Raw genomic sequence first — 14,078 nt, 5'->3', positions numbered from 1 at the left:
CGCACTTTTAGTGTCCTAAGGTATTAACAAATTCGGAATGAATGTGATGATACTTGGGAAGATGGTGATTAACACCAAGGTCACGAAAATCGGGATTAAGAACGGCAACACACCTTTCGTCACGGTGGACACGGACATGTTACCCACACGTGCGACCACGAATAACGCCATTCCCATCGGTGGGGTTAAGATGCCGATCATCATGTTCAAGGTTGTCATAACGCCGAAGAATACTAAGTCAATACCAAATTGCATCGCGATTGGAATCAGCATTGGTAACACTAAGAATTGTAGCGCCAACGCATCAATGAACATACCGAGGAACAATAACAAGGCATTGATCATCACCAGTACCATTAGAGGCGAATCCGCCACCGCAACGAAGACATCGGCAATACGCATTGCCACTTGTTCGCGGGCGATCATATCGCCAAAGAAGGTGACGGTCATAATCATTAATGCAACAACACCGGTAATGGACATTGCTTCCACGCAGCTGTTGAAGAGCATTTTCAAGGTTAATTCTTTATACACGAATTTACCGATAACCACAGAATAGGCAGCTGCAACCACTGCAGATTCTGTCGGGCTGAATAAACCGGAGAAGATACCGCCGATAATCAATATTGGGGTTAAAATTGCCCAGAATGCTCTTTTGAATGACGTGCAAAGTTCTTCACGGGTCGCTTTTGGTGTTCTTGGATAGCCACGTTTTTTGGAGACGTAGTAGTTCATTGCCATGAGAGCGATGGTAACTAATATCCCCGGTACGAAGCCGGCAATAAAGAGTTTTGCAATGGATTCGTTCGCGATAACACCGTAAATGATCATGGCAATACTTGGCGGAACCAATGGACCGATGATACAAGAGGCTGCAGTGATACCGCCGCAGATGTCATCATCATAACCTGCATCACGCATGGCTTTGATTTCTAATTGACCTAATCCACCTGCATCGGCAAGTGCAGAACCGGACATCCCGGAGAATAACAAGCTGGCACCGATATTAACGTGTCCCATACCGCCGGTGTAGTGGCCCAGTAAGGCTTTGGCGAAGTTAAAGATACGTTCGGTGATACCGCCGGTGTTCATTAGAATGCCGGTGAGAATATAGAACGGCACGGCAAGGAGCGGGAAGCTATTTAAACTCATGGTGAGTTTGTCAGAAGCCGCATTGACCACATTCCAACGAGTCATGGAGAAGTAGAGTAGGGTAGTGATAAATAATGACCAACCTACCGGTACGCCCAAGAACATGATGACTAACCAGAAGAGCAATGCCACATAGACTGCATTGGAGCCAAATTTGACATATTCGGTTACGCGTAGGGCTTTGTACCAGTCAGGGGCAAGGAATAAAATGCCTAATAAAACGACCGCACTTACGATAAAGAAGGTTGCCGGTAAATAACTTTTGTTTTGTTTGAAGTTGTCTGCTTGCGCTTGGAAGAAGCGAACGAGCATTAATACGGCAATAATGGGTAAGGAAGCATAAATCCATTTTTCAGAAATACCGCCTAAGGCATCAATTGGGAAATTCGCCCCTAAATAGGTTTTGATACCAAAGTGGATAAAGAAAATCACCCCAAGGAAAATCACGATTTGTACGAATGTATTGGTGATTTTTTTGACTGCCGGTGGCATTAAGTTAGTCAAGAAGTCGATATAAACGTGCTCTTGTTTTCTGACGGCAACGCTAATGCCGAGCATACCGACATAAACGAATAGCAATTTGGCAAGTTCTTCACTCCAGATTAATGGAGAATGAAAGGCTTGTCTGAACAGAATTTGTAAAACAAGAATGCAGAATATCACGAGGAATAACGCCCCCCCGATCCATTCTTCGAGTTTATTAAAGATTTTCATATTCAACTCCGTTGAATAATAAAGGAGAGAAAAGCGTGCCTGCCGAAACAGGCACACGAATAAGCGTATTATTTGCTGATAGCTTGAATTTGTTTGAGGGCTTCTTCGCCTTTTGTACCGGTTTGTTTTACAAAGTCAGCATAGAAAGGTTTCATGGCTTCTTTGAATGGCGCAAGATCCGGATGGGTCACGGTGACACCTTGTTTTTCAAAGAAAGTGACTAAGTCTTTTTCACCGTCAACGAATAATTTGGTGTGGTATTCTGCGGCTTTTTGTGCTGCATCACGAACAACTTTTTGTAAGTCAGCCGGTAAGTCTGCAAAGGTTTCGTTACTTACAAGATAAAGTTGGTCGTTCAAAATGTGGTTGGTGATTGCCAAGTATTTCTGCACTTCATAGAATTTTTGTGCTTGAACCGTTGCCAACGGGTTTTCTTGACCGTCAACGGAGTTGGTTTGTAACGCTAAATACACTTCGGAGAATGCCATTGGTGTTGGGGATGCACCCACATATTTTGCGTACGCCAAGTTAGTTGCCGCGTTTGGTACGCGTAATTTTAAGCCCTTCATGTCAGCAATGCTGTTGATGGCACGGTTAGAGGTGGTTTGACGGGTACCGTTATAGGCTTGGGATAATAATGTTAAGCCTAAATCTTTGTTCATTTTTTGGATTAAGTCTTTACCAAATGCGGTGTCAAATAAGGCTTTTTGTGCCACGCTGTAGTCACTGATGACGTAAGGTAACGCAAATACCGCGGCTTCAGGATAGAACAATTGGAAACGGGCGGATTCCGCAAACGTGAAGTCTAACGCACCGTCTTTGAGTTGTTTTAACATGGCGCGGTCATCACCTAATTGAGAGCTTGGATAAAGCGAAATGTCAATTTTGCCGTTAGACTTTTCTTTCACTTCTTTGGCAAACATTTCAGCGGCTTTGTATTCATTAGATGATGTGCCGGCGTTCATACCGAATTTTAAATCGTACTCTGCGGCGTGAGCAGCGGAAGTGACACCTAGTGCAATGGCGGTGGCAAGAAAAAGTTTAGCGAGTTTCATAAGTTACACTCCTGTCATGGTCAGTTAATTGAGGTTAAACACCTGGTTAGATTACAACTTGATTCCATTCTAAAGTAAAAAAATCATTTTCAAATAGATTCTGAAGTTTTATTTCAGAAATGAGAGGTAGATCACATCATTGGAAAAACACTTCAAAAAGATATTTTAAAATGAAGTGTTGTTATCATATAATGCCTAACGACAAGAATGACTGCCAAATGCAGCCGCAAATTAAGAGGAGTTTTTATGTCATTCACTCAACACAAATTATCCCACCAAGCGGTTTTTGCCAAAATTCAAAATGGCTTGATTGCGTCCTGCCAACCGGTTGATGATGGCCCGATGGATAAGCCGGAAATCGTTGCCGCGATGGCGCAGGCTTCTGTTATCGGTGGGGCGGCTGGACTGCGTATTGAAGGCGTGGACAACTTGAAAGCAACGCGTCCAACAGTCAATGTGCCGATTATCGGTATTGTAAAACGCGATTTGCCGGATAGCCCGGTGCGTATCACGCCGTTTTTACAAGACATTGAAGATTTAGCGCATGCCGGTGCGGATATTATTGCCGTGGATGGTACCCATCGTCCGCGTCCTGTTGACATTGAAAGTGCGGTCAAAAAAATTCATGAAATGGGCTGCCTTGCCATGGCGGATTGCTCCAACTTAGAAGAAGGGCTGTATTGCCAAAAACTCGGCTTTGATATTGTGGGCAGCACCATGTCAGGCTACACAGGTGGTGCTGTACCGGATGAACCGGACTATCAATTAGTGAAAGATTTAAAAGCCGCCGGCTGCAAAGTGATGGCAGAAGGCCGTTACAACACGCCGGAATTGGCGAGAAAAGCCATTGAAATCGGCGCGGATTTTGTGACTGTCGGTTCAGCCTTAACGCGTTTAGAACATATTGTGAGCTGGTTCTCAAGTGCGGTTAATTCTGCAAATAAATAATTAAGAGGGGAAACATGATGCGTTGCTTAGCCTTAGATATTGGTGGAACGAAAATCGCCTCAGCCATTGTGTCAGGGAACCAAGTGACACAACGACAACAAATCCACACACCACAAGAAAATGTGGTGGAGGCAATGCATCAAACGCTCGCACAATTACTTTCGGATTATGCGGGGCAATTTGATTATGTTGCGGTTGCCTCCACAGGCATCATCAATAAAGGAATATTGACCGCACTTAATCCGAAAAATTTAGGCGGACTGGCTTATTTCCCTTTAAAACAAAGCATTTCTCAGCATACATCAAAGCCCGTGTATTTATTGAACGATGCGCAGGCTGCCACTTATGCGGAATATCAACTGCAAGATAAAAATAACCTTCAAAACTTTGCTTTTATTACCGTCTCTACCGGCGTAGGTGGCGGGTTAGTTTTAAACCACCAATTACTCACCGAACCGAATGGTGTTGCCGGCCATATTGGGCATACCCTTGCGGATCCAAATGGCCCTGTATGCGGCTGTGGTCGCATCGGTTGCGTCGAAGCCATTGCCTCAGGACGCGCCATAGAAGCGGTTTCCAAACAATGGGACGATCCTTGCGATCCAAAAGAAGTCTTTGCCCGTTTTAGAAAAACGGATGAAAAAGCCACCGCACTTGTGTCTCGTTCAGCAAAAGCGATTGCCAATTTAGTGGCAGATTTAGTGATTGGTATGGACGTGCAACAGGTGGTGATTGGCGGTAGCGTTGGGTTGGCGGAAGGCTATTTGCCTTTGGTGAAACAGCATTTGGCGCAAATGCCGGAAATTTATCGTTGTCCGCTGGAGGCTGCACAATTAGGGCAAGATGCCGGACTGATCGGCGCAGCGGCATGGGCATTGACGCAATGGCATGATTAGGCATCGTTATGGTTAGAAATGGAAATGTACTCAATTCGATTAGCTCGCTTTATCAAAGCCTGACTAAAACAGAGAAAAAAATTGCCGATGTCATCACGCAATCGCCGAATGTTGTTACGCAATATTCGTTAGCCCAACTTGCTGAACGTTTAGATGTCGGTGAAGCGACGCTGGTGCGTTTTTGTCGCACGTTAGGATTTAAAGGATTTAGCGATTTTAAACTGGCATTTTCTATTGATCTTGCAAAAACGCAAGAAGGTCGGGATGACACCGTGCTGGAAACCCAAATCTTGCCAAGCGATGATTCACAGACAATCGCACATAAGTTGCAATCTGCAATTAATGCCGTGATGGATGAAACCATTAATTTGTTAGATTTTCACCAATTAGAAGTGGTGGTTGAAGCGATCCGCAGTGCCAATAAAGTCTTTCTCTTTGGGGTAGGATCTTCCGGTGTAACGGCAGAAGAAGCCAAGAACAAATTGATGCGTATCGGTATGCAAGTGGATGCCAGCGGCAACAACCACTTTATGTATATGCAGGTGGCATTGCTAAGAAAAAATGATGTTGCCATTGGTATTAGCCATTCCGGCTATTCGCAAGAAACCGCGCATGCGTTAAAAATTGCCAAAGAGAATGGTGCAACCACCGTAGCGTTGACCCACAGTATGCGCTCGCCTTTGACTGAACATGCCGATTTCGTGTTGGTCAACGGCAATAAACAAGGCAAGTTACAAGGAGATTCTATCGGAACTAAAACCGCCCAATTATTCGTTCTTGATTTAATTTATGCGTTGTTGGTGCAAGCGGAGCAAGATAAAGCGATCAAGACAAAAGAGAAAACCCTTAATGTGATTTTAGAACAACGTATTAAATACTAAACAGGAGATAACAATGCGTGATTTAAAAGGTATTTTCAGTGCGTTATTAGTGTCATTTAACGAAGATGGCTCTATTAATGAAAAAGGCTTACGCCAAATTATTCGCCACAATATCGACAAAATGAAAGTCAATGGTTTGTATGTCGGCGGATCTACCGGTGAAAACTTCATGCTTTCTACCGAAGAGAAAAAACAAATCTTCCGTATTGCAAAAGATGAAGCGAAAGACCAAGTGGCGTTAATCGCCCAAGTGGGGAGCGTGAATTTACACGAAGCGGTGGAATTAGGTAAATATGCCACTGAATTAGGCTATGACTGCCTTTCTGCGGTAACACCGTTCTACTACAAATTCAGCTTCCCTGAAATCAAACACTACTATGACACCATTATTGCGGAAACCGGTAATAACATGATCGTTTACTCCATTCCGTTCTTAACCGGTGTCAACATGGGCGTTGAACAATTCGGCGAACTTTATAAAAACCCGAAAGTGCTTGGTGTGAAATTCACCGCAGGTGATTTCTATTTATTAGAACGTTTACAAAAAGCGTATCCAAACCACTTAATTTGGGCGGGCTTCGATGAAATGATGTTGCCGGCGGTGGCTTTAGGTGTGGATGGTGCTATCGGCAGTACATTCAACGTGAACGGTGTTCGTGCAAGACAAATCTTTGACTTGACCAAACAAGGCAAACTGGCTGAAGCACGTGAAATCCAACATGTGACCAACGATTTAATCGAAGGTATCTTAGCGAATGGTTTGTATTTAACCATCAAAGAATTGTTGAAATTGGAAGGTGTGGATGCCGGCTATTGTCGTGAACCCATGACGGCAAAAGCGACCGAAGCACAATTAGCCAAAGCAAAAGAATTAAAAGCGAAATATCTCTAATTTAATGGAAAAAGAGACCGCACTTTTCTGGTGTAGGGACAGGCTTTATGCCTGTCCTAAATTCTCTTTATGACATAAATGGGACAGGCATAACGCCTGTTCCTACAAAATGATTGTAAAGCGCGGTCACAATAAAGGAAGTTTATTATGCGCCTCATCCCTCTACATAACGAACAACAAGTTAGCCGTTGGGCAGCACGTCATATTGTTGACAGAATCAATCGTTTTAATCCCACCGAAGAACGCCCGTTTGTATTGGGTTTACCTACCGGCGGAACACCACTTAAAACTTACCAAGAGCTGATCCGCTTAAACCAAGCCGGTGAAGTGAGTTTTAAACATGTGGTCACATTTAACATGGATGAATATGTGGGGCTTCCGAAAGAACATCCGGAAAGCTATCACAGCTTCATGCACAACAATTTTTTCAACCACATTGATATTCAGCCGCAAAACATCAATATTTTAGACGGCAATACGGACGATCATGATGCAGAGTGTCGCCGTTACGAAGAAAAAATCAAATCCTACGGCAAAATTCATTTATTTATGGGCGGCGTTGGCGTAGATGGACATATTGCCTTCAACGAACCGGCTTCTTCGTTGAGCTCCCGTACTCGTATTAAAACCTTAACACCGGATACGATCATCGCCAATTCCCGCTTTTTTGATAATGATGTCAATAAAGTGCCGAAATATGCCTTAACCATTGGTGTCGGCACCTTGTTAGACGCAGAAGAAGTGATGATTTTAGCCACCGGTCATGGGAAAGCGTTAGCCGTACAAGCCGCTGTTGAAGGAGCAGTAAACCACATGTGGACGGTGAGCGCCTTGCAACTTCATCGCCATTTTGTATTGGTGTGTGATGAGCCGGCATTGCAAGAACTGAAAGTAAAAACCGTGAAATATTTCACCGACTTGGAAAGTCACGCTATTCACAGCGTGTTGTAATGTTTAGCGCAAAAGTGCGGTGAATTTTTAGATTATTTTTTTAAGGTACGATAATGAAATATGCATTAATTAATTGTGTTATTTACACAAAATACGAAATCCTACGGGATTATGCCGTGGTGATTAACGGTGAAACCATTGAAGCCGTGATTCCACAAAGCGAATTGGAAAGTGGCATTAAGACCCTTGATTTACAAGGACATAACCTCACTGCCGGTTTTATTGACTTGCAATTAAACGGTTGTGGTGGCGTGATGTTCAACGACCAAACCAGTGTAGAAACCTTAGAAATCATGCAAGCGACTAACCTGAAATCCGGCTGTACCAGCTTCTTGCCAACCTTTATTACGGCGCCGGATGAGGGAATTAAAAGTGCGGTGAAAATTATGCGTGAATATTTGAATAAGCATAAAAACCAAGCACTGGGTTTGCATATTGAAGGGCCGTATTTGAGCGTAGAGAAAAAAGGCGTACACCGTCCGGAATATATCCGTGAAATTTCACCTGAAATGAAAGATTTCTTGTGTGAAAACGCCGATGTGATCACGAAACTCACTATTGCTGCGGAAAACCCGACCATCAACTACACGCCTGATTTTGTGAAAAGTGGCATCGTGGTGTCAGTCGGTCACTCTAATGCGACCTATGACGTGGCAAAAGCGGCTTTCCGTAAAGGTGCGACTTTCGCAACGCACTTACACAATGCGATGTCACCGGTCAGTTCCGGTCGCGCCATGGGCGTGGTGGGCGCCGTGTTGGATTCTGATGTTTACACCGGCATTATCGTGGATGGCGTGCATGTGAATTTCGGTAATGTGCGTTTGGATAAAAAAATCAAAGGTGACAAACTTTGTATCGTTACTGATTCTCTCGCGGCTGCCGGTGCAGGCCCTGAATTAGAAACGTTCACCTTCGTAGGTAAAACCATTTATGTGAAAGAGGGACGTTGCTATGACGGTAACGGCACGATCGCAGGTGCTTCTATCACCATGATGGAATCCATCAAAAATGCGGTGGAATATGTTGAGATTCCACTTGCCGAAGCGATTCGTATGAGTAACCTTTATCCGGCACGCGCCATCGGTGTCGATGACCGTTTGGGTTCCGTTGAAGCCGGCAAAGTCGCTAACCTTGCCGTCTTTACGAATGATTACCACGTCGTTGGTACTGTCGTGAACGGCGAGTGGAAAGCGAATTAATCAGGTATGAGCTTGTTGTCTAATGGGTAGGACAGCGTTTTATAAATAACGCCCTGTGCGATTTCGATACTCGCCAAGCTCACCACGTTTCTTTTTGATGGCGCGCGTTTCCTAACGCGTGCCTTTTTATATCAACGAGTTATCGGCACACGCTATGAAGCGTGCGCCATCAAATGCCCTGAAAATAAAGAATTGTAGCGTGCAACTTGTTGCACGAAATTATGAATGTCCGAAAAGGGTTGAATAACGTTCCTTGCGTGGTCTGGTCGTGCAACAAGTTGCACGCTACGTACGAAATCGTCCGAAAGGGTTGAATAACGTTCCTTGTGTGGTTTGGTCGTGCAACAAGTTGCACGCTACGCACGAAATCGTGAATGTCCGAAAGGGTTGAATAACGTTCCTTGCGTGGTCTGGTCGTGCAACAAGTTGCACGCTACGTACGAAATCATGAATGCCCGAAAGGGTTGAATAACGTTCCTTGCGTGGTTTGGTCGTGCATCAAGATGCACGCTACGTACGAAATATCAACAGGTTATCGGCACACGCTGTGAAGCGTGCACCATCAAATGCGAGCTAGTGGCGAGTTTATTTGTGCCTATAAAACAAAAGTGCGGTGGATTTTCCAAGTGTTTTTAACACCTCAAAAATCCACCGCACTTTTTTATTTTTCTTTTAATGACAACGGCTACTAAGATTGTTTGACGTTGGCACCGTAATGGTTGGAATAATGGCAATGTTTGGTGAAGTGCAGTTGTTGCATTTCATTTTCGCCATTTGATTGATCACTAATCTGCCTAAAGTTTCGATATGTGCAGAGGAGGCGTTCAGTGCCGGAATGTATTGATAACTTTCACCGCCGTTAGAGATGAAATAGTCTTTATTTTCCTCAGCAATTTCTTCCAGGGTTTCTAAACAATCCACGGCAAAGCCGGGGCAAATCACCGCCACTTTCTTAATGCCCTGTGCTGCAGCATTCGACAAAAACTCATCGGTATAAGGCTGTAACCATTCTTCTTTACCAAAACGGGATTGGAAGGTTAAACCCCATTGTTTTTCATTTAAGCCTAACCCTTGTGCCACCGCGGCCGCCGTTTGTTGGCAATGTGTGCGGTAGTAATCGCCGGTGTTTTCATAACGTAACGGAATGCCATGAAAGGAAAACAATAAAAACTCATCCGCCTTTAATCTTGCTTTACAAGAATCAATCAGCGCGGAAATATAGTTTTGGTTGAGCGGATAGGAATGAATAAAATCAAAGGGCACAATGCCACGTTGTTGTTTCAATGCTTCAGCAAAAGAGTCGAACACGGCGCCCGTTGTACTACTGCTGTATTGTGGATAGAGCGGGAGTACGATGATGTGCTCCACTTTTTTATCCATTAATTTTTGCACCGCACTTGGCATGGACGGATTGCCATAAGTCATACCGATTTCGATTTCCACATCCAGTTGCTGTTGTCGGAAAAAGTCGATTAAGCCTTGTTTTTGTTGTTCGGTGAACACCATTAACGGAGAACCTTGTTCGGTCCAAATGGAACGGTAATTTTTGGCGACGCGTTTAGAACGTAACGGCAAAATAATGGCTTTAAGTAACGGATACCATTTACAACGCGGCAAATCGACCACGCGGGGATCCGTTAAAAATTGCCATAAATAACGGGAAATATCCTTAGGACTTGGTGAGTCTGGCGTACCTAAATTGGCAAGAATGACGCCGATTTTTAAATTAGTCATGTGTGATAATAGAAAGAGTTAAACGTGAAACGCAGCACAGTTTATCTTGTGCATCTCGAATGTCAATTTGCCAAACCTGTACATTTTTACCTAAACGAATCGGGCTTGATTTAGCGCAAACATAGCCTTGTTTTACAGGACGTAAATGGCTTGCGTTAATTTCTAAACCAACCACAGATTGATTGGCTTCTACACAGCAAAAACCGGCAGTGGAAGCAACGGTTTCCGCAAGTGCCGCGGAAATGCCACCATGTAAAAATCCCATGGGTTGAGTAGTGCGGTGATCCACCGGCATACGGGCTTCCAGCCAATCATCGCCCTGTGCGATAAATTCAATGCCTAAATGTGCCACGGCACAATTTTGGCAGAAGTCATTCAGTTGTTGCAGCGTGAGGTGTTTCTTCCAAATGCTCATGGTGTCGTTATTTCAATAAAGTTAATAAGGCTTGTACAGGGTGTTTCGGCTGATAATGGGCGAAACGCTTTACTTGGCTGCGACAGGAATACCCGGTTGCTAAGCAGAAGTTCGGATCTTTATGTTGCAGCTTTTTCTCCCATGAGGCTTCATAAATGGCTTTCGACATTTCAATATGCTGGGTTTCGTGCCCGAAAGTGCCTGCCATGCCGCAACAGCCGACACTTTCAACCTGCAACTGCTGGTCGAAGGCAGCAAAAATGTGTTGCCATTCTTTGCCACTGTTTGGCATTGCAGTCGTTTCTGTGCAGTGTGGGAATAAATACCATTGATGCGGCTCAAAAGTGCGGTCGGTTTTTTCGGTGTTTTGTGCGGATAACAAGATACCATTATCCAGCTGTTGTTTAAGCCATTCATGAGCCGTCAGCACATGGAAATCTCCGCGCTCAGCACCAAGAATTTCTTTGTATTCGTCACGATACGACAACACAATAGCCGGATCCACACCCACCAAAGGTATACCCAGTTTTGCCATACGATTAAGGAACTCAGCCTGATTTTTTGCGGTTTTTGCAAAACGGGTTAAAAAGCCCTTAATGTGTTGTGCTTTGCCGTTGGGTTTAAATGGCAATACCACCGGCTTAAAGCCCAGTTTTTGGGTTAACGCCACAAAATCGGCAACGACTTTGGCATCATAATAAGAAGTGAAAGGGTCTTGTACGATAAGCAAAACACGTTGTTTTTCCACCGCACTTAAACTTTCTAATTGCTCTAATGAGGCGTTTTGATGACCAAGTTGAATGAGTTGTTGTTGCAGATTGGGTGTCGAGAGTAACGGTAAATCCGTCATGCCTAAACATTTTTCTGCCACTTTTTGGCTAAATTTAGTCGCTGTAAAATAATTAAAGAGCTTCGCTTGTTTTGCCATTAGCGGCGCAACGTATTCCACGTTGGACACTACGTAATCTTTGATTGGGCGCAGATAACGTTGGTGGTAAAAATGGAAGAATTTGGCGCGGAAGCTTGGTACGTCGATTTTAATCGGGCATTGGCTAGCGCAAGCTTTACACGCCAGACAAGTATCCATTGCCGCTTTCACTTCATGGGAAAAATCGTATTCGCCACGGCGTTTTTGATAGCTGTTTTGGATTTTATGCACAATATCCGTGAGTTTTACCGTGGACTGTTTGAAATCCAATTGCGCCGGGGTAACTTGCTCGTTCGCTAATAAACGCAACCATTCACGCACCATGGCAGCGCGGCCTTTCGGTGAAAAAACGCGATTTTTACTCACTTTCATTGACGGACACATGGTGCTGTGGACATCAAAGTTAAAGCATAGCCCGTTACCGTTACAATTCATGGCGCCGATAAATTCTTCTTTCATTTGAACGGGAATTTGGCGATCGAGGTCGGCTCGCATTGGCGATAAAATCGAATAAAGCTCTTGTTCGCTGTTTAATGGCGTGCAGATTTTACCTGGGTTGAGGCGATTTTGCGGGTCAAATAAGAATTTGATGTAACGTAATTCACGCCATAATTCGGGTGTAAAGAATTTTTCGCCGTATTGCGAGCGCATTCCTTTGCCATGTTCACCCCAAATTAAACCGCCGTATTTACGGGTGAGTTCTGCCACTTCGTCAGAAATCTGTTTGAATAATTTCACTTGCGCTAAATCGCATAAATCTAATGCCGGGCGAACGTGCAATACGCCTGCATCCACATGGCCGAACATACCGTATTGCAGATTATGGCTATCTAATAAAGCGCGAAACTCGGTAATGTAATCCGCCAGATTCTCCGGTGGCACACAAGTGTCTTCCACAAAAGGAATCGGTTTTGCCACGCCTTTGGCATTGCCAAGTAGCCCTACGGCTTTTTTCCGCATGGCGTAAATACGTTCAATGGACGGCAAATGATCGCAAACTTGATAGCCGATAATATGATCTTTGCCTTCAGCAATTTTTTGATCTAATTGTGCACATAACTGCGCCACTTGTTTTTCAATTAATGCCTGATTATTTCCGGCATATTCCACAATATTTAAGCCAAGAATCGGATGTTGTGCATCTTCTGTTAACAGTTCTTTGACGGAGTGCCAAATAATGTCTTGTTTAGCCAAATTCAGCACTTTGGAATCCACGGTTTCTACGGAAAGTGCATTGGCTTTGACCATAAAAGGTGCGTTGCGCAATGCCGCATCAAAAGAATTGTATTTAATGTTAATTAATGTGCGATGTTGTGGCAGCGGCATTAAATCCAACGTGGCTTCGCAAATAAAAGCAAGTGAGCCCTCTGAACCTGTGAGAATACGGGTTAAATTGAATTCGCTTAAATCATCGTTAAACACATTTTTTAAATCGTAACCGGTCAGAAAACGGTTCAATTGGGGTAAATCATTCAGGATTTGTGAGCGGTTATCTTTGCAACGTTGAAAAATCTCTTGATGGATTTTTTTCACATTGGCAGAGAGAGAGCTTTCTTCTGTATAGCGAAAAACGTCGTCAGATTTGACCGCACTTGTCTTTAAAATTTCGCCATTGATGAGTACGGCGCGTAAACCGAGCACGTGGTCGGAGGTTTTCCCGTATTGTAAAGATCCTTGCCCTGACGCATCCGTATTGATCATTCCCCCTAAGGTGGCGCGGTTACTGGTGGAGAGTTCCGGCGAGAAAAATAAACCGTGCGGCTTTAGAAATTGATTAAGCTGATCTTTCACCACGCCGGCTTGCACGCGCACCCAACGTTCTTTTACGTTGAGTTCTAAAATTTTCGTCATGTGGCGAGAGAGATCAACAATAATGTTGTTATTGATAGATTGCCCGTTCGTACCGGTGCCACCACCACGTGGTGTAAACGTCAGAGAAAGGTATTTTTCTTGTTGTGCGAGTTTTGTTAGACGAACCACATCGGCAATGCTTTTCGGAAATAAAATGGCTTGCGGAAGTTGTTGATAAACGCTGTTGTCGGTGGCGAGGCTGAGACGATCGGCATAACTTGAGGCAATGTCTCCTTCAAAATGTTGCAATCGTAGCGCATCTAAATAATCACTGACTAATGGAGAAAGTTGAGGGATATTCGTTAAGCGGGGTAGCATGTTGCACCACTCTTCAGTTAAGGTTAAAGACGTAAAAAGTTGTGAGAGTGTAACATATAAGCGAGGAGACTCGGCACGATATTTATCAGATAAAATTAGAAAAGTGATTAAAAATTGTCAGCAAAAAACGCTTTTTTGTTCAAA

The 14,078-nt window shown here is 44.0% G+C and carries 11 protein-coding genes and 1 tRNA gene; 7 read left to right on the top strand and 5 right to left on the bottom strand.

Annotation, left to right across the window (positions count from 1 at the left end):
* Positions 1-15: 15 nt before the first annotated feature.
* Positions 16-1,866, bottom strand: a complete 1,851-nt coding sequence (locus J5X96_RS09150) for a TRAP transporter large permease subunit (protein ID WP_209363275.1) — start codon at positions 1,864-1,866, stop codon at positions 16-18.
* Positions 1,867-1,934: 68 nt separating this feature from the next.
* Positions 1,935-2,921: a sialic acid TRAP transporter substrate-binding protein SiaP gene (locus tag J5X96_RS09145; protein WP_209363273.1), complete on the bottom strand. Its 987-nt coding sequence runs from the start codon at positions 2,919-2,921 to the stop codon at positions 1,935-1,937.
* Positions 2,922-3,167: 246 nt separating this feature from the next.
* Between J5X96_RS09145 and J5X96_RS09140 the strand changes: the two genes are divergently transcribed.
* From J5X96_RS09140 to J5X96_RS09110, 7 genes are all read left to right on the top strand, one after another.
* A complete protein-coding gene (locus J5X96_RS09140) occupies positions 3,168-3,869 on the top strand; it encodes an N-acetylmannosamine-6-phosphate 2-epimerase (RefSeq protein WP_209363271.1) in 702 nt (233 codons plus the stop codon).
* A gap of 17 nt (positions 3,870-3,886) precedes the next feature.
* On the top strand, positions 3,887-4,765 hold the full coding sequence (locus J5X96_RS09135) for an N-acetylmannosamine kinase (protein ID WP_209364807.1): 879 nt from the start codon (positions 3,887-3,889) through the stop codon (positions 4,763-4,765).
* 8 nt (positions 4,766-4,773) lie between these two features.
* Positions 4,774-5,646: a MurR/RpiR family transcriptional regulator gene (locus tag J5X96_RS09130; protein WP_209363269.1), complete on the top strand. Its 873-nt coding sequence runs from the start codon at positions 4,774-4,776 to the stop codon at positions 5,644-5,646.
* Positions 5,647-5,659: 13 nt separating this feature from the next.
* The gene (nanA, locus tag J5X96_RS09125) at positions 5,660-6,538 is read left to right on the top strand and encodes an N-acetylneuraminate lyase (RefSeq protein ID WP_021615789.1); all 879 of its coding nucleotides are present in this window, start codon (positions 5,660-5,662) and stop codon (positions 6,536-6,538) included.
* Positions 6,539-6,685: 147 nt separating this feature from the next.
* Entirely contained in the window at positions 6,686-7,489 is an 804-nt protein-coding gene (gene nagB, locus J5X96_RS09120; protein ID WP_209363267.1) for a glucosamine-6-phosphate deaminase, read from the top strand.
* Between the two features lie 53 nt (positions 7,490-7,542).
* The gene (gene nagA / locus J5X96_RS09115) at positions 7,543-8,688 is read left to right on the top strand and encodes an N-acetylglucosamine-6-phosphate deacetylase (protein ID WP_209363265.1); all 1,146 of its coding nucleotides are present in this window, start codon (positions 7,543-7,545) and stop codon (positions 8,686-8,688) included.
* 8 nt (positions 8,689-8,696) lie between these two features.
* A tRNA-Ile gene (locus tag J5X96_RS09110) sits at positions 8,697-8,773 on the top strand.
* A 587-nt stretch (positions 8,774-9,360) separates the two neighbouring features.
* Here the strand turns inward: J5X96_RS09110 and hemH are convergent.
* From hemH to J5X96_RS09095, 3 genes are read right to left on the bottom strand one after another with little or no spacing between them, the layout of a single operon-like run.
* Positions 9,361-10,422: a ferrochelatase gene (gene hemH, locus J5X96_RS09105; protein WP_021615783.1), complete on the bottom strand. Its 1,062-nt coding sequence runs from the start codon at positions 10,420-10,422 to the stop codon at positions 9,361-9,363.
* Positions 10,415-10,837 carry a hotdog fold thioesterase gene (locus J5X96_RS09100; RefSeq protein ID WP_209363264.1) on the bottom strand — a complete coding sequence of 141 codons (423 nt, stop codon included), beginning with the start codon at positions 10,835-10,837 and terminating at the stop codon, positions 10,415-10,417. Before J5X96_RS09100 ends, hemH begins: the two co-directional genes overlap by 8 nt.
* A gap of 7 nt (positions 10,838-10,844) precedes the next feature.
* Positions 10,845-13,934 (bottom strand): FAD-binding and (Fe-S)-binding domain-containing protein, encoded by a 3,090-nt coding sequence (locus J5X96_RS09095; protein ID WP_209363262.1) that lies wholly within the window; start codon positions 13,932-13,934, stop codon positions 10,845-10,847.
* Between the last annotated feature and the right edge of the window lie 144 nt (positions 13,935-14,078).

Origin of the sequence: Aggregatibacter sp. 2125159857 (genome assembly GCF_017798005.1) — a bacterium.
GTDB lineage: Bacteria > Pseudomonadota > Gammaproteobacteria > Enterobacterales > Pasteurellaceae > Aggregatibacter.
Note: the sequence above shows the minus strand (reverse complement) of the source record. Positions and strands in the feature narration are given on the sequence as shown.